A 21,279-nucleotide genomic window follows, 5' to 3' on the forward strand; every position below is an offset into this window, starting at 1 on the left:
GCAAAGACACTGTTTTTCCCCGGCGGGCCTACCTATAGGAAAGGACATGATGAGAAAAAGACGTTCGCTTCGCAGGATAGCCGCTTCCATCTGGCGCACGCCGGTCAATGCCATGGCGCAGGGGCCATGGGGTGGAAAAGGGGGAGAAGATCAGCCCGGTCAGGGCGGAGGCAATGACGCCGGCGGCGGTTCCGGTAACGACGGGCCTCGCAACCCCTGGACCCAGCCGCCGGGAGGCGGCGGTCGTCCCGACCGGGGCGGCGCGCCGGGCGGGCGGCCCTCGCTGATCGAGGACCTGCTGCGCCGCAGCCGCGAGGGGCTGGGCAACGGCCGGGGCGATGGCGGCGGCCCGTTCGGCGGCGGCATTCCCGGCGGGCCGGGCGGCCGCACGCTGTGGCCGATCGCGCTCGGCATCATCGTCGTCCTGTGGATCGCGCTGACGAGCGTGCATCGCATCGGGCCGCAGGAACGCGGCGTCGTGCTGATGCTCGGCAAATACAGCCGCACGCTTTCACCCGGCATCGGCCTCACCCTTCCCGCGCCGTTCGAGACGATGGAAAGCGTCGATGTCGAGGAAATCCGCACGATCGATATCGGCTCGGTTGCCAACGACGCGGAAAATCTGGTGCTGACCGGCGACCAGAACATCATCGACCTCGCCTATTCGGTGCGCTGGAACATCCGCGATCCGCAGCAGTACAAGTTCCAGATCGCCGACCCGGACACGACCATCCGCGAAGTGGCCGAATCGGCGATGCGCTCGGTCGTCGCCACCGTGTCGCTGAACGACGCGCTGGGTGCGGGGCGCACCGCGATCGAGCAGCAGGTCGAGCAGCGCATGCAGGAAATCCTCGACTCCTATCGCGCCGGCATCAAGGTGCAGGGCGTCGCGATCAAGCAGGCCGACCCGCCGGAGGCGGTGAACGACGCGTTCAAGGAAGTGTCCGCCTCGCAGCAGGCCGCGCAGACCTATATGAACGAGGCGCGCGCCTATGCGCAGCAGCTCAATGCCCGCGCGCAGGGCGAGGCGGCGGCGTTCGACAAGGTGTACGAGCAGTACCGGCTCGCGCCCGAAGTGACGCGCCGCCGCATGTATTATGAAACCATGGAGGCCGTATTGGCCGATGTCGACAAGACCGTGATCGAAGCGGGCAATGTGACGCCCTATCTGCCCCTGCCCGAACTGCGCCGCCGCGCCAAGGCGGCGGAAGGGGCCGCCGCGGCCGCGCCCGCGACGGGCCAGCGCGCGCAGGGCGCCCAGCAGCAGGGAGGCGCGCAATGACCGGCTCCCGCAACCCCGTCGTGCTGGTGCTGATCGCGCTGGCGGTGCTCATCCTGATCGGCAGCACGGTGGCGATCGTGCCCGAAACGCGGCAGGCGGTGATCGTCCGCTTCGGCGAGCCGGTGCGCATCATCAACCGCTACAAGCCCAACGAGGTGTTCGGCCATACCGGCGCGGGCGTCGCGCTGCGCATCCCGTTCGCAGAGCAGATCGTGTGGATCGACAAGCGCATCCAGTCGGTCGAGATGGAGCGCCAGCAGGTGCTGTCCACCGACCAGCTGCGCCTGCAGGTCGACGCCTTCGCCCGCTATCGTATCGTCAACCCGCTGCGCATGTACATCTCGGCGGGCAGCGAGGAGCGGGTGTCCGACGCGCTGCGTCCGATCCTCGGTTCTGCGCTGCGCAACGAGCTGGGCAAGCGGCCCTTCGCCGCGCTGCTCAGCCCGGAACGCGGGCAGGTGATGAACAATATCGAGGCGGGGTTGAACCGCATCGCCCGCCAATATGGCGCGGAGGTGATCGACGTGCGGATCAAGCGCGCCGACCTGCCCGACGGCACGCCGTTGCAGAGCGCGTTCCAGCGCATGCGCACCGCGCGCGAGCAGGAGGCGCTGACCATCCGCGCGCAGGGCGAGAAGCAGGCCCAGATCATCCGCGCCGAGGCGGACGCCGCCGCCGCGAAGGTCTATGCCGACAGCTTCGGCAAGGACGCCAGCTTCTACGACTTCTATCGCGCGATGCAGGCCTACCGCCGGACCTTCAGCAGCCAGAACGGCAGCGAGACCAATATCATCCTGTCGCCGGACAATGATTTCCTGCGGGAATTCAGGGGGCGCTGAACGGGAAGGCTTGATCCGCGTCCGCGCCCATTCAAACTGCGTTAAGGCGGTTTTGGGCATGGGAAACGGTCTTTGTCGGGGGCGGGATGCCGCTTCCACAGGCAATGAGAGGAATTTCGATAGTGCGTTACGCTTATGCCATAACCGCCGCTCTGCTGCTGGGCGGCACCGCCGCCGCCCTCACCACGCACCAGTCGCTGGAGGCGCAGACGGCACAGAACGAAGGCATGCAGGCCGCCGCGCCGCGCGGCGCCCCGGCGAGCCTTGCGGACATGGTCGAGCGCCTGCAACCGGCGGTCGTCAACATCTCCACCAAGCAGCGCGTGCAGGTGCAGAACCCGTTCGCGGGCACGCCCTTCGGCGATCTGTTCGGCGGCGGGCGGCCGCAGACCCGGCAGGCGCAGTCGCTCGGCTCCGGCTTCCTGATCTCGGCCGACGGCTATGTCGTCACCAACAACCATGTGGTGTCGCCCGGCGCGCGCGGCGCGAGCGTGGACAGCATCACCGTGACCCTTACCAATGGCGAGGAATATGAGGCGAAGCTGGTCGGCCGCGACGCGGCGACCGACCTCGCGGTGCTGAAGATCGTCGGCTCCAAGCCCTTCCCGTTCGTGAAGTTCGGCGACAGCACCAAGGCGCGCGTGGGCGACTGGGTGGTCGCGATCGGCAACCCCTATGCGCTGTCGGGCACAGTGACGGCGGGCATCATCTCTGCCGTCCATCGCAACACCGGCGGCACCTACGACCGCTTCATCCAGACCGACGCATCGATCAACCAGGGCAATAGCGGCGGCCCGATGTTCGACATGAACGGCAATGTCATCGGCATCAACAGCCAGATCCTCTCGCCGTCGGGCGGCAATGTCGGCATCGGCTTCGCGATTCCGTCCGAACAGGCGATCCCGATCATCGAGACGCTGCGCAAGGGCGAGAAGGTGCGGCGTGGCTATCTCGGCGTGCAGATCAGCCCGCTGAGCGAGGATATGGCCGATTCCCTCGGTCTCGCGAAGAACCGGGGCGAATTCGTGCAGGGCGTGGAGCCGGGCGAGGGCGCCGAGAAGGCCGGGATCAGGCCGGGCGACGTGATCGTGCGCGTCAACGGGCGCGAGGTGACGCCGGACGAGACGCTCTCGCTGCTGGTCAGCAACCTGCCGATCGGGTCGCGGGTGCCGATCGAGCTCATCCGCAACGGCAAGCGGATGAGCGTGACGGCCGTGGTGGGCGAGCGGCCGCCGGAGGACAAGCTGGCCCAGTTCGGCGGCAGCCCCGATGAGGATTTCTCCCAGTCCGACGACAGCGAAAGCGCGCAGGCCGCTTCGCAGGATCTGGGCGTCAGCGTGCAGGCGCTGACCCCGTCCATCGTGCGCCAGCTCGGCCTGCCCGCGACGACACGGGGCGTGGTGATCGCTGCCGTCGATCAGGATGGCGATGCGGGCGCCAAGGGGCTGCGCCGGGGCGACGTGATCCTGTCGGCGAACAACCGGCCGACCACCAGCGAAGCCGAACTCGACGCCGTGGTGCGCGAGGCGAAGCAGGCCGGCCGCAACGCCGTGCTGCTTCAGGTGCTGCGCCGGGGCCAGCAGGCGGCGTTCATTCCGGTCCGCCTGCGCGGCAAATAAACGGACAATAGTTTACAGGCGCCGGGCCGCCCGCTTCCACGCGGCGCGGCCCGTGGCTTTTTCGAGACTTGGGCGGGCTGGTTTCGGCCAGAAGGGGCCTGATCCTCCCCGGTACGGGGAGGGGGACCATGCGGAGCATGGTGAAGGGGGGACAGGCCGCCGGACGTTACGCTTGAGGATGGTGCCTCTCCACCACCCTGCGGGTGGTCCCCCTCCACCAAGGGGGAGGAACGTTCGCTCCCCGACGAAAATCAGACATATATTCCCCGTCATGCCAGCGCAGGCCGGCATCTGGGGAGACGGCGCGCGACATCGCCTGCGGCCCTGGCCCGCGCCGGAGTGATGGCAGAGGCGAAGGTCCGTCAAGTCCCGCGCCCTCCCGTCATGCCGTTCCGGGGCTTTTCAGGAAGCCTCTGCGCCGCTATCCCGTAACGACCACAGGTGGGAGGGAATGGACATGGCGGACGGCATCTTTCTCGGCGCGGCGGGCGGGCAGCCGCAAATGCTCAACCTGAAGCGCGCCAATCGCCATGGCCTGATCGCGGGCGCGACCGGCACCGGCAAGACCGTGACGCTGCAAGGCATTGCCGAGAATTTCTCCGCCCAGGGCGTGCCGGTCTTCCTCTCCGATGTGAAGGGGGACCTGAGCGGCATTTCCATGCCCGGATCGCCGACCTTCAAGAACGCCGCAATATTGGAGGCGCGCGCGAAGGAAATCGGCCTCGATCCCTATGTCTATTCCGACAATCCGGCGATCTTCTGGGATCTCTACGGCCAGCAGGGCCACCCCGTCCGCACCACCATCAGCGAGATGGGGCCGCTGCTGCTCTCGCGCCTGCTCGGCCTCAACGACACGCAGGAAGGGGTGCTCACCATCGCCTTCCGCTATGCCGACGAGGAGGGGCTGCTGCTGCTCGACCTCGGCGATTTGCAGGCGATGCTGGCCTGGTGCGCGGAAAATGCCGACACGCTCTCGGCCCGCTACGGCAACGTCACCAAGGCGAGCGTGGGCGCGATCCAGCGCCAGTTGCTCAGCCTCGACAGCCAGGGCGGCAACATGTTCTTCGGCGAACCGGCGCTCGATATCCATGATTTCCTGAAGGTGGACGACAAGGGGCGGGGCACTATCAACATCCTCGCCGCCGACCGGCTGATGCAGAGCCCCAAGCTCTATTCGACCTTCCTGCTGTGGCTGCTGTCCGAACTGTTCGAGATATTGCCGGAGGTCGGCGACCCGGAAAAGCCGAAGCTGGTCTTCTTCTTCGACGAGGCGCACCTGCTGTTCGACGATGCGCCCAAGGCGCTGGTCGACAAGATCGAGCAGGTGGTGCGCCTGATCCGGTCGAAGGGCGTGGGCGTCTATTTCGTCACCCAGAACCCGATCGATATCCCGGAGGAGGTCGCAGGCCAGCTCGGCAACCGCGTGCAGCATGCGCTGCGGGCCTTCACCCCGCGCGACCAGAAGGCGGTGAAGGCGGCGGCGGAGACGTTCCGCGCCAACCCGGATATCGACGTCGCGACCGCCATCACCGAACTGAAGGTGGGCGAGGCGCTGGTGTCGGTGTTGCAGGAGGACGGCTCGCCCTCGATGGTCCAGCGCACGCTGATCGCGCCGCCGCGTTCACGCCTGGGGCCCGTCGACGCGAAGGAGCGCGCGATCATCCAGTCGATCTCGCCCTGTTCGGGCAAATATGACACGCCGGTCGACCGGGAAAGCGCCGAGGAAATCCTCGCCGCGCGGGGCTCGGCCGCCGCTGCCGCCGCGCAGGCGGCGAAGGCGCAGGCAGAGGCGGACAAGCTCGCCGCCCAGCAGGCGAAGGTCGAGGCAAAGGCCCGCGCCGAGGAACTGCGCGAGCAGAAGCGCGCCGAGGCCGCCGCCGCGCGGGAAGCGGCCAAGCCGAGCGCGCTCGACCGGGCGGTGCAATCGGCCACCCGCTCGGCGGCCTCCTCGATCGGGCGGCAGGTCGCCAACGAGCTGGGCAAGTCGATCCTGGGCGGCGGCGGCAAATCCTCGCGCGGCGGGGGCCTTGTCGGCGGACTGGTGCGCGGCATATTGGGCGGCCTGTTCAAATAGGAAGGGCGGCGCGGGCGGTGGTCTGCGCAGGCAGAACATTCCATGAACTTTTCGCTGGACTCAGCGGATCGGAACATAATATGAACATCTGGCCGGGGCGCGGTTCGGAAGGAAGAGCCGCGTCGCGGGCTTATTAAGATCCGTTTCGGATGAAATATCCGTTCGATCCTGAGGGGGCGACGCCAGCAAATCCCGATGGATCGCCCCCTGCCGAAGCGTCGCTTTCGGATTCCATGGGGTTATCGGAAAACATCCCTCCGTTTCGGATTAATGTTGGCGGGTGAATCTGGCATCTGTCGCCATATTGGCGGAAAGGGTGTTGGTCGGGCTCCGGCTCCGGTCGGGGCGAAATGGGGTACAGGGGATGAGTGGTTACAGGGGCTTTCCGGCGGATGGCGGGTTTGCGGCGGCATTTCCCGGAGCCGGGCAGGATCATGGCGGCGGGGCCGGGCGGGATGGCGCGGCCGTGCGGAACTGGGACGATTTCGCCCGGCAGGCGGAGCAGCCCTCGCTGCTGATCCTGGCGGACGGCCTGTGGACGGTGCCCGGCGCGGAAGCCGGGGACGACGTCGCCGATCTGGCGCAGGCGCTGGGGTTCCGCATTCTCGACCGGGTGCCGCTGGGCGCCGCGACGGAGCGGCTGTCCCGCATCGTCGATGTCGACGCGGTGCTGGTCCGCTGCACCGGCGCCGAACCGGGGCTGGACCTGCTGCTGGCCCGGCTCGATACGATGGCGGGCAATCAGGGCATGTATCTGGCGGTCGCCGTCGATCTGGAAGGGCTGGACCATGTCCACGCCATCGTCAACGCGGACCGCGCGGCCATATTGTGCCGCCCCGACCGCGAGGACATAGTGGCGACGCTGGCCGCGCTTGCCGGGCGGGGGCAGGACCGCGCGCGCCTGCACGATATCGGCCGGGGCGAGAATGCCGATCCCCGGCTCGACAAGCTGAGCGACGAACTGGTGCGCCTCAGCCGGACGATCGAGGCGCTGGTGCAGAACCGCTCGCCCAGCCAGTTCGCGCTGCCCGCGCAGAATGAGGGGCGGGAACCGTCGGTGCAGTCGCCTGCGCGCGCCTATGCCGCGCTGTCCGCGCCGGACGGGATCGGGGCCGGAGCCGGGGCGGTGACCGCCCGGCAGGTGAGGGCGGTGCTGCGCGCTCGCCGCCTGCGCGACGGCATCTTCCCCGCCGACCTTTTCGCCGACCCGGCCTGGGACATATTGCTCGATCTGATGGCGGCCCGGCTGGAGAATGTGCGGGTATCCGTCTCCAGCCTCTGCATCGCCGCCGCCGTGCCGCCCACCACCGCGCTGCGCTGGATCCGGCAGCTGACCGAACGCGGGCTGCTGGAGCGGCAGGCCGATCCCGACGACGGGCGGCGCATCTTCATCGCCCTGTCGCAGCAGGGCGTCGCGGCGGTGACGCGCTGGTTCGAGGAAAGCCACGACCTGCTGCTGCAAGCCGGCGGGCGGGGCGACGGCGGCGGGGGCCGGGGCAAATCCCTGTCCTGACCGATATCGTCGAAGGAATGGTGGGCGATGACGGGCTCGAACCGCCGACATTCTCGGTGTAAACGAGACGCTCTACCAACTGAGCTAATCGCCCTCCCACGCATTGCGCGGTGATTGTCAGTGCCGCTATCTCGACAGCCTCATGCGGTCAAGTTGTTTCGGTCGAGACTCGACTGCCTGATGAACGGTGCGCTCTGCAATGCTGAGGAGCGTATCTGGCCGAACCGCTGCCTGAGCGTGTCGGCCCAAAGGGTAAATTCACTTAACGGCTGTTTCTCTGTTGTTCCAGGGCAATGCGGGGCTTCGACAAGCTCAGCCCGAACGGTTGAAAATGCCCGCTTCCTTTCAGGAATGCCGATGCTCGCATCGAGCCAATGCCTGTGGCCTACTTATGAGGGACGGGATCAACCTTCTCCCTCTCCGGCAACCGGACTGGTGCGCTGGATCGGAAAAGCATGGATCGCCGATATAGCCCTCGCTCTATCCCCAATATTCTTGCCCCTTGGCATCAATAACATTCGTTTGCCTGACCGGCCCATCCAGTTCCATCATGCGGGGACAAACCGGCGAGGGCCACGAAGAGGGCCGATAATCCATGCCGGGGATGGGAGAGGATGCCCATGGAGGAGCCCGCGCCGCGCCATTCGCCTGTTCGCGCCCCGTTCGCCGCGCGCGGTATTTTCTGGATGCTTGTCGCGGCCGCCGCATGGCTCGGTTTCGCGCATCTTCGTCAGGGCAATGTGCTGGGCGAGCAGCAACTTCTGCTCATGCTGTTCCTCGCCGTGCCGATCGGCGCCTTCCTGCTGTCGGGCGCGGGGCAGGATGCGCCGGAAGGGGACGATATCGAAACCGACGAGGTGCACGGCCGCTGACCGCCACACCGCGCACAGCCCCATCATGCAAAATATTTGTGCTTATCCATCAATATTTTGATCTACGGCCCGGCGCCCGCGCGCGACTATGGAGCGTTCCCGAATCCAAGGGAGGGTAGGCCCGATCGCTGGTGATCGCGACAATCCCGCAAATATGTCACGGTCGCCAAGATGAAGCCTGTTGCGGATCGCGGTATCAGCCTGTCGCTGCCTGCCCCGGTCATCGATCCCCAGAAACTGCTGTTCTCGCTGAGCAGCTTCATCGCGGCGGCGATCACCCTCGCCATCGCCTTCAGCGCCAGCCTGCCGCGCCCGTGGTGGGCGCTGCTGACCGTCTATGTGACGGCGCAGCCGATGGCGGGCGCGTTCCGGCCCAAGGTGCTCTACCGGCTGGGCGGCATCGCGACCGGGGCGGCGGTCACGATCCTGCTCGTGCCCAATTTGCAGAATTCGCCGGAGCTGCTGGTGCTGTGCCTTTCGAGCTGGACTGGCCTGTGCATCTATCTCGCGGTGCTGGATCGCACGCCACGCGCCTTCCTGTTTCAGATGGCGGCGTTCAGCTCGGCGGTGATCAGCTTTCCCTATCTCGACGACCCGGTGAACATCTTCGACACCACCATCGCGCGGGTGCAGGAGATGACGGTCGCGATCCTGTGCGTGACCGCCGTGCACGCGCTGCTCCAGCCGTGGAGCGCGACGCCGGTGATCCGCGCCCGCGCGCAATCCTTCCTGCGCCATGCCTGCCGCTGGACGGCCGAGGCGCTGGCGGGCCGCCACACGCGGCTGGAAAACGAGCATCGGCGCACGCTCGCGGCCGACATCACCGAACTGGGGATGATCGCCGTCCACCTGCCGTTCGACCAGCGCTGGGCGCCCGCGACGCAGCGGCGGGTGAGGGCGTTGCAGCAGCAGCTGGCGAACATCCTGCCGCTGGCCTCCGCCGCCGCCAACCGGCTCGACCTGCTGCGCGGGCAGGACGCGCTGCCGCCGCCGCTCGCGCAGTTGCTCGACGATATCGCCGCCTGGCTGGCCGACGAGGGCAGCCCGGTCCATCGCGCCGGCTTCCTCATCCGCCGCTGCGAGGCGCTGGCCGACGAGGCGGAGGCGCGGGCGGACTGGACCTCGTTGCTCACCGCCAGCGCCTGCGTCAGGATCGCGGAATTCCTCGCCGCTCTCGCCGCGAGCCGCAGGCTGGCCGCGCGGATCGGATCGCCCGGCAGGCCCGGCTTCAAGGCGCTTTCGACCGAGCCGTTCGCGCTCGCCCGCGACCATGGCGTCGCCGCGCTCGCCGGGCTGGCGACGGCGAGCGCGATCGCGCTTTACTGCGCGGTGTGGATATTGCTCGCCTGGCCCAGCGGATCGGCGACGGCGGCGTTCGCGGCGCTGATCACCTGTTCCTTCGCCACGCAGGACGACCCGGCGCCGGTCATCGGCCGCTATCTGTCGGCCACGCTCAGGACCTTCCCGGTCGCCGCGCTCTATCTCTTCGTCATCCTGCCGCGCGTCGACGGCTATGAGATGCTCGTCATCACGCTTGCCCCGGCGCTGCTGTGGATGGGCTATATCCAGGCCGACCCGGCGCGCTCGCCGCAGGCGCTGCCGATGTTCTCCTGCTTCATCGTCGCCATGGGATTTCAGGCGCGCTTTCAGGGTGATTTCGCGGTGTTCGTCAACACCGGGCTGGCGCAGCTGGGGGGCATCGCCTCCACCCTGGCCGTCACCAAGATGTTCCGCTCCGCCAATGTGCTGCGAACGGCGCGGCGGATATTGCGGTCCAACTGGGCCGAGCTGGCGCAACTTGCCGACATCAGGCGGCCGTTCCTGCCGGATCGCTGGACGATGCAGGCGGTGGACCGGCTGGGACAGGTCGCCGCGCGCATGGCGGTGGCCCCGCCGGGCGACGCGCTGCACGCGGCGGACGGGCTGGCGGACCTGCGCATCGGGCGCAACATCATCCCGATCCGCCGGGCATTGCCGCATGTGCCGCACGATGCCCGCCACCGTCTGGGCGCGGTGCTTTCCGGCCTGTCGGGCTTCTACGCCGCGCGCTGGCGCCACGGCCGCGCCGATCCGCCGCCGCCCGGCATGCTGCGCGCGATAGACGAGGCGCTGTCCGCGCTGCTCGCGCTGGGGCCGGACGAACCGCGCCGCGCCGCCCTGCGCGCGCTGGTCGGCATGCGGTGCAACCTCTTCCCGGCGGCCGCGCCGCTGGCCGGAGGGCAGGCGCGCCCATGATCGAGGAAATCCATGTGCTGGGCGTCTACATGCCCGCCGCGCTCGTCTGGGCGATAGGGGCGGCGGTGCTCGTCTATCTGCTGCGCGTGCCGATCCAGCGCCTGCCGATATATCGCCTGCTCTGGCACCCCAGCCTGTTCGAACTCGCGCTCTTCGCGCTGCTCTGGTGGGGGTTGAGCGCTTCCGCCGATCTCCTGCTTCCTCACGGTGTCCTGTCCTGACCATGCTTCATCGCCACAATCTGCTGCGTTCGATCGCGACGCTGCTCGTCCTCCTTGTCATCCTCGCGGCCATCTACGCGCTGTGGATCCGCTATCAGGTCGAGCCGGTCACGCGCGACGGCAAGGTGCGCGCCGACATGGTGCCGGTCGCCGCCGATGTGAGCGGCCTCGTCACCGAGGTGCGGGTGGCCGACAATGGCGAGGTGAAGCGGGGCGATGTCCTCTTCGTCATCGACCGGCCGCGCTACCGGATCGCGCTGGAGCAGGCGCAGGCGGTGCTCGCCAGCCAGCAGGCCGCGCTGGCGCAGGCGGTGCGGGAGGATCGGCGCAACCGCGCGATGACCGATGTGATCGCCGCCGAGGCGATCGAGCAGGGCCGGGCGCGCGTCGAGGAGCTGCGCGCGGCGATCGGGCAGGCGAGCGCCGCGCGCGACCTCGCCCGCTTCAATCTGGAGCGGACGATCGTGCGCGCGCCGGTCGACGGCACGGTTTCCAATGTCTCGTTGCAGCCGGGCGTCTATCTGACGGCGGGCAAGCCCGCGCTGGCGCTGGTTTATACCCGGTCGATGCGGGTGGAGGGCTATTTCGAGGAAACCAAATTGCCCGCCATCCGCGTGGGCGATCCCGCCAGCGTCTATCTGATGGGCGTCGCCGACGAGATAAAGGGCCATGTCGAGAGCATAGCAGGCGGCGTCGAGGATCGGGAGCGGGCGGGCGCGGACGGCCAGCTCGCCAATGTGAACCCGTCCTTCACCTGGGTGCGGCTGGCGCAGCGCATTCCGGTGCGGATCGCGATCGACGCGATACCGGCCAATGTGCGGATGATCCCCGGCCAGACCGCCACGGTCGTCGTCCACCCCCGCGACGACGGACGCGCCGTGCGGCGGAGCCTGCCATGGTGAGGCGCGGCCTTGCGAGCCTGTTCGCCGCCGCGCTGCTCGGCGGCTGCGCGACGGTGGGGCCGGATTATCATCTGCCCGAAGCCGCGAAGATCAACGCCCCGGCGGCGCAGGGCGCTTTTCTGTCCGGGGCGGCGGTGACCGGGGCGGAGCCGCTGCCCGACCGCTGGTGGAAGCTGTATGACGACCCGGTGCTCGACGGGCTGGTCGCGCGGGCGCTGGCGGCGAATACCGACCTGCGGGTGGCGCAGGCCAATCTGGAGCGCAGCCTCGCCCTGCTGGACGAGCGCGGCGCGGCGCGCGAGGTGCAGGGCATGGTCAATGCCGAAACCAGCTGGGCGCAGCGTTCGGCCGAAGCGGAATTGCAGCATGTGAAGCCTCCCGTCCGCCAGATCTACAATGCGGGCGCCGCGGTCGGCTATGATCTCGACCTGTTCGGCGCGATCCGGCGCGGCATCGAGGCGGCGAGCGCGGATGCCGAGGCGGCGGTGGCGGCGCGCGATCTCGTTCGCGTCACCGTGGCGGCGGAAACCGCGCGGGCCTATGCCGATCTCTGCAATGCGGGGCATCAGATCGAGGTGCTGGGCCGCGCCATCGCGGTGCAGGAGAAAGGCATCGCCCTGACGCGCGCGCTGATCGCCCATGGCCGGGCGGCGCGGTTCGAGCTGGACCGGCAGCAGGGGCTGCTGGAGGCGAGCCGCGCAGGCCTGCCCCGGCTGGGCGCGCGCCAACGAGGCGCGGCGTATCGGCTGGCCGCGCTGACGGGCGGCACCCCGCGCGAGGCCGACCCGGCGCTGCCGGGGTGCAGGCGGCCGCTCGAACTGACGCGCCGGATCCCGGTGGGCGACGGTCGGGCGCTATTGAAGCGCAGGCCCGACATCCGCATGGCGGAGCGGCGTCTGGCCGCGACCACGGCGCGGATCGGGGTCGCCACCGCCGCGCTCTACCCGGACATAAGATTGGGCGCGTCGATCGGATCGACCGGCGCGGCGGCGGATTTCCTCTCGCCGCTGACCAACCGTTTCGGTCTGGGGCCGCTGATCGGCTGGACGCTCAACCGGCACGCGGCGCGGGCGCGGATCGAGGCGACGCAGGCGCAGGCGCGCGCCGACCTCGCCGCCTTCGACGGGGCGGTGCTCAACGCGTTGCGGGAGGTGGAGACGGCGCTCGACGGCTATGCGGCGGGTCTGGAGCAGCAGCGGGGGCTGGAACGCGCGCGGGACGAGGCGGCGCGGGTCGCCGCGCGCACTGCGCAGCTTCGGCGCGGCGGCAAGGTCGGGGCGCTGCCCGCGCTGGAGGCGGATCGCGATCTGGTCGCCGCCGAGCAGGCGCTGGCGCAGGCGAAGGCAGCGACGAACGCGGACCAGATCGCGCTGTTCCTCGCGCTGGGCGGCGGCTGGATGGAGGAGGGGACGGAGGGTGCCTCCGGGAGCCGATAAGGAGTAGCCGCTCCCGGAGACAAGATCGGGATCGGGTAGACATTTGACTCATGCGGGCCTGCAAAGCCCGCTTTCCTGTGCTTCGGTGCTCACGGACCTTAAGTCCGCTGCGCTCCGATGCTCGGAAAGCGAACTTTTCGGCTCCACCTGAGCCAAATGTCTACCCGATCCTGCATAGTTTTCAGAGTTCCACCATCCGCAGATAGGGCTTGAGCGTCTTGTAGCCTTGCGGGAACTGGCGGCTGGCTTCCTCTTCCGACAATTTGGGCGAGATCACCACCGGGCTGCCCGGTTCCCAGTTGACCGGCGTGGCGATGCTGCGCGCGTCGGTCAGCTGGAGGCTGTCGATCGCGCGCAATATCTCGTTGAAATTGCGGCCGGTGCTGGGCGGATAGGTGAGGATCAGCCGCACCTTCTTCGACGGGTCGATCACGAATACGGAGCGCACCGTCACCATGGGGTCGCTTTCCGGGTGGATCATGTCGTAGAGGGTGGAAACCAGCGCGTCGGGGTCCGCGATCATCGGGAAATCGAGCTTGGCGGCCTGCGTTTCCTCGATATCGACCTCCCATTTGTGATGCGCCTCGACCGGGTCCACCGACAGGCCGATCGGTTTCACGTTGCGCTTGTCCCATTCGGGCCGCAGCTTCGCGACCTCGCCCAGTTCGGTCGTGCAGACGGGCGTGAAATTCTTCGGGTGGCTGAACAATATGCCCCAGCTCGATCCGAGCCAGTCGTGGAAGCGGATGCGGCCGTGCGTGCTGTTCTGTTCGAAGTCAGGGGCGACCTGACCGAGTTGGATGGACATGGGGACTCCTTCATGCAGAGACCCGCAGTCTGAAACAGCGAAAACCATTAAACAAACGAATGTTATATGGATTTATATGCAATATTTATGATAATAAATCCGTATCGGTAGGAAGGTGGCATCCTGCCTGCCGCTCTTGTGGTCGGGCAGGCTTTGGCCTATCATCCATCATAAACTGGAATGATAACATCTATTGAAATGAAAGAATTTGCTTCATGGACATCAGCGTCGCCCGCACCTTTCTGGAGGTCGTCAAGACGGGCAGCTTCGTCAGCGCGGCGGCCAATCTCAACCTGACGCAGACGGCGGTGAGCGCGCGCATCCGGGTGCTGGAGGACCAGCTCGACCGGCCGGTGTTCATCCGCAACAAGGCCGGGGCGAAGCTGACCCCGGCGGGCGAGCAGTTCCTGCGCTTCGCCACCACGCTGGTGCAGGTGTGGGACCGCGCGCGCCGCGCCGTCGCGCTGCCGCCGGGGCGCGAGACGGTGGTGACGGTCGGCGCGGAACTCAGCCTGTGGAGTCCGCTGCTGCGCCACTGGCTGCTGTGGATGCGGCGGGAATGCCCGGAAATCGCGGTCAGCACGCAGATCGCCGCCTCCGACCGGCTGATGGAGCAGGTGCAGGACGGCGCGCTCGACGTCGCGGTGCTCTATGCCGCGCCCAGCCGCCCCGGCGTGATCGCCGAGCTGCTGTTCGAGGAAAAGCTGGTGCTGGTCCGCACCACCCCGGCCAGCCGCCCGCTCGGCCCGGAGGATCATGTCCAGATCGACTGGGGCGAGGATTTCGCCGCCAGCTATCAGGCCGCCTTCCCGGACCAGCCCAATGCGGTCGTTTCGATCAGCTATGGGCCGCTGGCGCTGGATTATATCCTCGCGACGGGAGGCAGCGGCTATTTCCGCAAGGGCTTCATCCGCCCCTATCTGGAGGAAGGGCGTCTGGCGCTGGTGCCGGACAGCCCGGAATTCTCCTATTCCGCCTATGTCGTGCATTCGACCAAGGCCGATCCGGGGGTGATGGACAGGATCCGCAGCGGCCTGCGCGCCGCCGCCGCGATAACGGCATGAGCGGAGCCGGGCCTGCCGGTGGCGAAGAACTTGTCGCGGCGCTCGACGAGTTGCTGGAGGCAGAGCGGGCCGGGGCGCGGGTGGCGCTCGCCAGCATCCGGGACGCGTCGGGCGAGGCGCTTGCCGCGCTGATGCGCCATGTGCGCGGCGACGAGGCGCGGTGGTGCGCGATGCTCTCGCGCCATGTGCGGCGGCTGGGCGCGCGGCCTTCGCGCCGGACCGGCGCCTTTTACGGCAAGGCGATGGCCATTGCGGACCCGTGGGAGCGGCTCGCCTTCCTCAATCGCGGCCAGTCCTGGGTGGTGCGCAGGCTGGAAGCGCTGCTGCCGCAGGTGGAGGAAGAGGGCCTGCGCGCCGACCTGCTCGACATGCTCGAAAGCCACAGGGTGAATATCGAGCAGGCCGCCGACCTGCTTCGCGCCGGCCGCTAAACATCGCGCTTGCGGCCGATGAAGCGGCTGCGCCCCGTTTCCGCCGCGCGATGGGCGCTGCGTATCTTGAGCAGGTCCTGACGCGACAGCAGGCCGACGATCCGCCGCGTGCCATGGGCGACGATGGGGATCCGGCCGATGCCGGATTCGATGATGAGGTCCGCCACCACGCCCGCGGGCGTATCGGGATAGGCGACCGGCTGGGCGGCGTCGGACACCGCCTCGGCCAGCGGGACCGGCGCGGCGTCCGCGTCCATCTGCCAGCGCAGCGCATCGGCGCGCGACACGAGGCCGAGCAGCCTGCCCTCGCTATCGACCACCGGATAGCTGCGGTGCACCGCCTCCGCCGCGAAGAAGGCGACCGCCTCGCCGATGGTCATCGATCCGGGCAGGGTCGCGGGATCGCGCGTCATCACCTGCTCGGCCTGCAACAGGTCGAGCGGATCGACCGTATATTCCTGAAGGATATGCCGCCCGCGCCGGGCGATCTTCTCGGTCAATATGGACCGGCGCATCAGCAGCACGCTGACGCCGTAGGCGCCGCCCGCCGCCGCGATGGTGCAGGGCACCGCGTCGAACGCGCCGGTCAGCTCGACCGCGAACAGCGCGCCGGTCATCGGCGCGCGCATTGCCCCGCTCATGATTCCGGCCATGCCGATCATCGCCCAGAAGCCCGGCTCGCCCGGCAGATACTGGCCGAGCAGGAAGCCCGCCGCTCCGCCGAGGATCAGGATCGGCGCCAGCACCCCGCCCGATGTGCCGGAGCCGAGCGCGACCAGCCAGACGACCGCCTTCACCACCAGCAGCGCGGCGATCGCCCGCATCGGCAGCGACGCGTCGAGCAGGCCCTGGATGCTCGCATAGCCCGCGCCCAGCACATGCGCATCGATCAGGCCGCCAAGGCCGACGACGACCGAGCCGATGGCGGGCCACCACATCCAGTGGACGGGCAGCCGGTGGAACAGATCCTCGATGCGATAGAGCGCGGTGGAGAGGAACGCCGCCTCCACCCCGACCGCCATGCCGATGGCGGCGGCGGCGAGCAGATCCCACGACGTGCCGGGCAGCGGCAGCGCGGCCGCGAACATCGGGCCGGAGCCGATGAGGAAGGGCCGCCACGCGAACGACACCAGCGCGCCGACCACCACCGGCACGAAGCTGCGCGGCTTCCATTCGAACAGCAGCACCTCGACCGCCAGCAGGATCGCGGCCAGCGGCGTGCCGAATATCGCGGTCATCCCCGCCGCCGCGCCCGCGACCAGCAGCGTCTTGCGCTCGGCGGCGCTCAGGTGGAAGCATTGGGCGAAGAGCGAGCCGATCGCCCCGCCGGTCATGATGATCGGCCCTTCGGCGCCGAACGGGCCGCCGCTGCCGATCGAGATCGCCGAGGAGAGCGGCTTGAGCAGCGCGACCTTGAGCGAGAGGCGGCTTTCCCCGAACAGGATCGTCTCGATCGCCTCCGGTATGCCGTGGCCGCGTATCTTGTCCGACCCGAAGCGCGCCATCAGCCCGACGACAAGCGCGCCGATGACGGGAATGAGCGGCAGCAGCAGGCCGACCGACGCGTCGGTGATCAGGCTGTGATCGGCGGAAAGCCGCCCGAACCAGAAGAGGTTGGTGGCGATGGCGATCAGCTTCACCAACAGCCACGCGCCCAGCGCCCCGCCGGTGCCGACGACGATCGCCATCAGCGCGAGCAGCGCCATGCGCCGGTCGACGCTGTGATCGGCCAATTGATGTGTCTCGACGGCGCGCATTGGGGTAAGCGACATGGGCAGGACGGGCTTTCCGGCTATTGGGTTGGCGGCAGTTATATCGTATTGCGATATAATTCAACGGTGGAGATCAATCGATGGGGCGCGACGGGGAACTGGACGACGCGGATTATCGGGCGCTGGCTGATTTCCGTCACGCGATCCGCCGGTTTCTGGCGTTCAGCGAGACATGGGCGGCAGAGATGGGGCTGACGCCGCAGCAGCATCAGGCGCTGCTCGCGATCCGCGCGGCGCCGGTGGGGCAGGCAACGGTCGGCCTCGTCGCCGAGCGCCTGATCCTGAAGCCGCACAGCGCGACCGGCCTTGTCGACCGTCTTGTGGCGCTGGGGCTGGTCGTGCGCGAACCGGCGGCGGACGACCGGCGCCGCGCCTGCCTGCGCCTGACGCCCCGCGCCTATGAGATATTGGACGCGCTGTCGGCCATCCACCGCGAGGAAATCCAGCGCATGCGGCCGGTTCTTTCCCAGTTGCTCGACCAGATTGCGTGATTAAGTGCAAATATATTGTGTTTAAACACAAATAATAGTCGTTTGCCTTATGCTATTGCCGCGCGCACAGTCGGGGCCTGAGTGAAAGACGCTGCCTGTTATCCGGCGCCCGGAGAGGATCCTGTTGCAGGCCGGAGCGCGGGGAAGAGGCGCGGAACGCCGAGGATAAGCGCGAATGACGACATCGGAATTTCCGGGGAGTGCCTTGACCCCGGAGCAGGTGCGGCTGGTAGAGGAACTGTCCCGGTCGCTGGATCCGATGCAGGCGCGCTGGATCAGCGGCTATTTTGCCGGGTTTGACGCCGGTTTGCGACGCCCCCTGTCGCAACCGGCGTCATCCGCCGCTGCCGCGGACGCGCGTTCGCTGACCATCCTTTACGGAACGGAAACCGGCAACGCCGCCGGTCTGGCGCTGGCGCTGGAACAGGCCGCGCAGGCCGCCGGTCTGGCATGCAAGCGGATCGACATGGCCGATTACAAGGTCCGCCAGTTGGGGCAGGAGCAGGATCTGCTCGTCATCGTCAGCACCTATGGCGAGGGCGATCCGCCACAGCCCGCGACCGGCTTTTTCGAATTCATCGAGGGCCGCAAGGCGCCGAAGCTGGAGGGAGTGCGCTTCGCCGTGCTGGCGCTGGGCGATTCGACCTATGAATATTTCTGCCAGGCCGGAAAGCGCCTGGACCAGCGGTTCGAGGAACTGGGCGCGCAACGGCTCGCCGGGCGGGTGGATTGCGACGTCGATTATGAGGAGCCCGCCGCCGCCTGGACCGGGGCGATCGTCGCGCAGCTCGCCGCCGAAACGCGCGAAGCCTCCGCCGCCGTTCCCGCTTCGGCGGCCGCCCCCATGACACAGGCCGCCGTCCCGCTGTTCGACAAGCGCAACCCGTTCCCGGCGCGCATCCTCGACAACATCCCGATCGTCGGCCGGGGGTCGAGCAAGGAAACGCGGCATATCGAATTTTCGCTCGAAGGCTCCGACCTGCGCTATGAGCCGGGCGACGCGCTGGGCATCGCCGCCTCCAACGACCCGCAGCTTGTCGCCGCGCTGCTCGACGCGCTGGCCCTCTCCGCCGATACCGAGTTCGAGCATAGGGGGCAGAAACTGGCGCTGGGCGAGGCGCTGACCCACCGGTTCGAGATCACCGCCGCGACCCCGCGCTTCCTCGATTACTGGGCGCTGATCAGCGAGGCGGGGGCGCTGCGCCAGTTGCAGCAGGAAGACCGCGCGGGCGAGCGGTCCGTGTTTCTGCGCACCCACCACATCATCGATATCGTCCGCCGCTATCCGGTGTCGCCGGTGATGCCGCAGGGCTTCGTCTCCGCGCTGCGCCCGTTGCAGCCGCGCCTCTATTCGCTGGCGTCGAGCCTTGCCTCGGTATCGGACGAGGCGCATCTGACGGTCGCCCCGCTGCGCTATGAGCTGCATGGCGAAACGCGCTGCGGCGTCGCCTCCTGCCTGCTCGCCGACCGGGCGGAGCCGGACAGCGAGTTGCCCGTCTATATCCAGAGCAACGCGCATTTCCGCCTGCCCGGCGACGACACCCCGATCGTCATGATCGGCGCGGGCACTGGCGTCGCGCCCTATCGCGCCTTCCTGCAAGAGCGCGAGGCGCGCGGGGCGGGCGGCAAGAGCTGGCTGTTCTTCGGCGAGCGCAATTTCCGCACCGACTTCCTCTACCAGACGGAATGGCAGGGCTGGCTGAAGGACGGGACGCTGGGGCGGATGGACGTCGCCTTTTCCCGCGACGGGCAGGACAAGGTCTACGTCCAGCACCGGATGCGCGAGCAGGCGCGCGACCTCTTCGCCTGGCTGGAGGAGGGCGCGCATGTCTATGTCTGCGGCGACGCGTCCAATCTCGCGCCCGACGTGCATCAGGCGCTGATCGATGTCGTCGCGCAGGAGGCGCACACCGGGCGCGAGGCGGCGGAGGATTATGTCCGCTCGTTGCAGGCCGACCATCGCTACCAGCGCGACGTCTATTGAGAGGGCAGAGCATGACCAGCCAGACCATCGACCGCAGCCACGACCTCTCGCAACCGCTCGACCGGCTAAGTGCCGACGAGCGGATGAAGGACGCCAGCGATTATCTGCGCGGCACCATCAAGCAGGGCCTGCTCGACCGGATCACCGGCGCGGTGCCATCTGCCGATGACGTCAAGCTGATGAAATTCCATGGCATCTATCAGCAGGACGACCGCGATGTGCGCGACGAGCGGCGGCGGCAGAAGCTGGAGCCGGCCTTTCAGTTCATGATCCGGGTGCGCCTGCCCGGCGGCGTGTGCACGCCCGCGCAATGGCTGAAGCTCGACGAACTGGCCCGCGCCCATGGCGGGCGGACGCTGCGTATCACCACGCGCCAGACCTTCCAGTTCCACTGGGTGCTGAAGGACAGCTTGCGCCCGATCATCCAGGGGCTGCACGAAACGCTGCTCGATACCGTCGCGGCCTGCGGCGACGACAGCCGCGGCGTGATGTGCACGGTCGATCCGCAAAGCTCGCGCTTCCATGCCGAGGTCGCGGCGATGGCCAAGCGGGTGAGCGATCATGTGATCCCCAGGACCCGCGCCTATCATGAAATCTGGTATGGGGACGAGCGCGTCGCGTCCTCGGAATCGGAGGAGCCTTTCTACGGGCGCACCTACATGCCGCGCAAGTTCAAGATCGGCTTCGCGCTGCCGCCGTCCAACGATATCGACGTCTATGCGCAGGATCTGGGTTTCATCGCGATCGGCGGGCCGGAAGGGCTGGAAGGCTTCAACGTCGCGATCGGCGGCGGCATGGGGCGGACGGATCAGGCGCCCGAAACCTATCCCCGGCTCGCCAGCGTGATCGGCTTCATCCCCGCCGACCGGATGATCGCCTGCGCCGACGCGGTGATGACGGTGCAGCGCGACTATGGCGACCGCAAGGACCGGGCGCGGGCGCGCTTCAAATATACGATCGACGACAAGGGGCTGGGCTGGATCAAGGCGGAGATCGAGCGGGTGATGGGCGCGCCGTTCGAGGAGGCGCGGCCCTACGCCTTCACCTCCAACGGCGACAGCTTCGGCTGGAACGAGACGCCGGACGGGCGGCTGCATCGCACCGTCACTATCCAGAACGGGCGGCTGGACCTGAAGCTGCTCGATGCGTTCCGCGACATTGCGCATATCCATCGCGGCACGTTCCGCATGACGCCGAACCAGAATGTCATCATCGCCGGGGTCCGGCCGGAGGACCGGGCGGCGATCGACGCGGTGCTGGCCGAGCATGGGCTGGAGGAGGAAAGCGTCTCGCCGATCCGTCGCAACGCCATCGCCTGCGTGGCGCTGCCCACCTGCGGCCTCGCCATGGCGGAGAGCGAGCGTTATTTGCCCGGCCTGCTCGACAAGGTGGAGGCGATGCTGGCGCGACACGGCCTTTCCGAAGAGCCGATCACGGTGCGGATGAGCGGCTGTCCCAATGGCTGCTCCCGTCCCTATATCGCGGAAATCGGTTTTACAGGGCGCGCGCCGGGCAAATATAATCTCTATCTCGGCGGCGGCTTCCACGGCGAGCGGCTCAATCGCATGATCCGCGAAAATGTGGGGGAAGGGGTGATATTGGAGGTGCTGGACGAGGTGCTGGGCCGCTATGCGCGGGAGCGCCAGCCCGGAGAGCGCTTCGGCGACTTCACCATTCGCGCCGGGATCGTGCGGGAAGTGACCGAGGGGCGCTATTTCAACGATTGAAGGCGCGCG

Annotated in this window: 17 protein-coding genes and 1 tRNA gene; 15 read left to right on the forward strand and 3 right to left on the reverse strand. The window is 68.0% G+C overall.

From position 1 onward, the window contains the following. Positions 1-46: 46 nt before the first annotated feature. From hflK to GGR43_RS23705, 5 genes are all read left to right on the forward strand, one after another. The gene (gene hflK / locus GGR43_RS02450) at positions 47-1,282 is read left to right on the forward strand and encodes an FtsH protease activity modulator HflK (RefSeq protein ID WP_246343293.1); all 1,236 of its coding nucleotides are present in this window, start codon (positions 47-49) and stop codon (positions 1,280-1,282) included. Next, complete coding sequence (gene hflC / locus GGR43_RS02455) at positions 1,279-2,121, forward strand: protease modulator HflC (RefSeq protein WP_188070377.1); 843 nt, start codon at positions 1,279-1,281, stop codon at positions 2,119-2,121. Before hflK ends, hflC begins: the two co-directional genes overlap by 4 nt. A gap of 122 nt (positions 2,122-2,243) precedes the next feature. Next, entirely contained in the window at positions 2,244-3,740 is a 1,497-nt protein-coding gene (locus GGR43_RS02460) for a Do family serine endopeptidase (RefSeq protein ID WP_188070378.1), read from the forward strand. A gap of 457 nt (positions 3,741-4,197) precedes the next feature. Next, positions 4,198-5,814 carry a helicase HerA-like domain-containing protein gene (locus GGR43_RS02465; protein ID WP_188070379.1) on the forward strand — a complete coding sequence of 539 codons (1,617 nt, stop codon included), beginning with the start codon at positions 4,198-4,200 and terminating at the stop codon, positions 5,812-5,814. Between the two features lie 364 nt (positions 5,815-6,178). Continuing rightward, the gene (locus tag GGR43_RS23705) at positions 6,179-7,327 is read left to right on the forward strand and encodes a winged helix DNA-binding protein (protein ID WP_188070380.1); all 1,149 of its coding nucleotides are present in this window, start codon (positions 6,179-6,181) and stop codon (positions 7,325-7,327) included. Positions 7,328-7,345: 18 nt separating this feature from the next. On the opposite strand, the gene GGR43_RS02475 is transcribed toward GGR43_RS23705, so the two are convergent. Continuing rightward, positions 7,346-7,421 (reverse strand) — tRNA-Val (locus GGR43_RS02475). 520 nt (positions 7,422-7,941) lie between these two features. Here GGR43_RS02475 and GGR43_RS02480 point away from each other — a divergent pair. The 5 genes from GGR43_RS02480 to GGR43_RS02500 all read left to right on the forward strand — a co-directional run bounded on the left by GGR43_RS02480 (position 7,942) and on the right by GGR43_RS02500 (position 12,993). Further along, complete coding sequence (locus tag GGR43_RS02480) at positions 7,942-8,199, forward strand: hypothetical protein (protein ID WP_246343295.1); 258 nt, start codon at positions 7,942-7,944, stop codon at positions 8,197-8,199. Positions 8,200-8,370: 171 nt separating this feature from the next. Further along, on the forward strand, positions 8,371-10,434 hold the full coding sequence (locus GGR43_RS02485) for an FUSC family protein (protein WP_188070381.1): 2,064 nt from the start codon (positions 8,371-8,373) through the stop codon (positions 10,432-10,434). Continuing rightward, entirely contained in the window at positions 10,431-10,655 is a 225-nt protein-coding gene (locus tag GGR43_RS02490; RefSeq protein ID WP_188070382.1) for a DUF1656 domain-containing protein, read from the forward strand. Before GGR43_RS02485 ends, GGR43_RS02490 begins: the two co-directional genes overlap by 4 nt. Positions 10,656-10,657: 2 nt before the next feature. Then, positions 10,658-11,557: an efflux RND transporter periplasmic adaptor subunit gene (locus tag GGR43_RS02495; RefSeq protein WP_188070383.1), complete on the forward strand. Its 900-nt coding sequence runs from the start codon at positions 10,658-10,660 to the stop codon at positions 11,555-11,557. Continuing rightward, complete coding sequence (locus tag GGR43_RS02500) at positions 11,551-12,993, forward strand: efflux transporter outer membrane subunit (protein WP_188070384.1); 1,443 nt, start codon at positions 11,551-11,553, stop codon at positions 12,991-12,993. The genes GGR43_RS02495 and GGR43_RS02500 overlap by 7 nt, the downstream gene beginning before the upstream one ends. A 181-nt stretch (positions 12,994-13,174) precedes the next feature. Here the strand turns inward: GGR43_RS02500 and GGR43_RS02505 are convergent, their stop codons facing one another. Further along, on the reverse strand, positions 13,175-13,801 hold the full coding sequence (locus GGR43_RS02505) for a peroxiredoxin (protein ID WP_188070385.1): 627 nt from the start codon (positions 13,799-13,801) through the stop codon (positions 13,175-13,177). 215 nt (positions 13,802-14,016) lie between these two features. On the opposite strand from GGR43_RS02505, the gene GGR43_RS02510 reads away from it, so the two are divergent. Then, on the forward strand, positions 14,017-14,865 hold the full coding sequence (locus GGR43_RS02510; protein WP_188070386.1) for a LysR family transcriptional regulator: 849 nt from the start codon (positions 14,017-14,019) through the stop codon (positions 14,863-14,865). Further along, a complete protein-coding gene (locus tag GGR43_RS02515; protein ID WP_188070387.1) occupies positions 14,862-15,296 on the forward strand; it encodes a DUF6306 domain-containing protein in 435 nt (144 codons plus the stop codon). Before GGR43_RS02510 ends, GGR43_RS02515 begins: the two co-directional genes overlap by 4 nt. Here GGR43_RS02515 and GGR43_RS02520 read toward each other — a convergent pair. Further along, complete coding sequence (locus GGR43_RS02520; protein WP_188070388.1) at positions 15,293-17,068, reverse strand: chloride channel protein; 1,776 nt, start codon at positions 17,066-17,068, stop codon at positions 15,293-15,295. The two genes, GGR43_RS02515 and GGR43_RS02520, sit on opposite strands and share 4 nt — an antisense overlap. An 80-nt stretch (positions 17,069-17,148) precedes the next feature. On the opposite strand from GGR43_RS02520, the gene GGR43_RS02525 reads away from it, so the two are divergent. The 3 genes from GGR43_RS02525 to GGR43_RS02535 all read left to right on the forward strand — a co-directional run bounded on the left by GGR43_RS02525 (position 17,149) and on the right by GGR43_RS02535 (position 21,270). After that, positions 17,149-17,559: a MarR family winged helix-turn-helix transcriptional regulator gene (locus GGR43_RS02525; protein WP_188070389.1), complete on the forward strand. Its 411-nt coding sequence runs from the start codon at positions 17,149-17,151 to the stop codon at positions 17,557-17,559. A gap of 175 nt (positions 17,560-17,734) precedes the next feature. Beyond that, positions 17,735-19,543, forward strand: coding sequence for an assimilatory sulfite reductase (NADPH) flavoprotein subunit (locus GGR43_RS02530; RefSeq protein WP_188070390.1), 1,809 nt, complete (start codon positions 17,735-17,737; stop codon positions 19,541-19,543). A gap of 11 nt (positions 19,544-19,554) precedes the next feature. Continuing rightward, a complete protein-coding gene (locus tag GGR43_RS02535; protein WP_188070391.1) occupies positions 19,555-21,270 on the forward strand; it encodes an NADPH-dependent assimilatory sulfite reductase hemoprotein subunit in 1,716 nt (571 codons plus the stop codon). Positions 21,271-21,279 lie beyond the last annotated feature (9 nt).

It is taken from the genome of Sphingobium jiangsuense, assembly GCF_014196495.1.
Classification (GTDB): domain Bacteria; phylum Pseudomonadota; class Alphaproteobacteria; order Sphingomonadales; family Sphingomonadaceae; genus Sphingobium; species Sphingobium jiangsuense.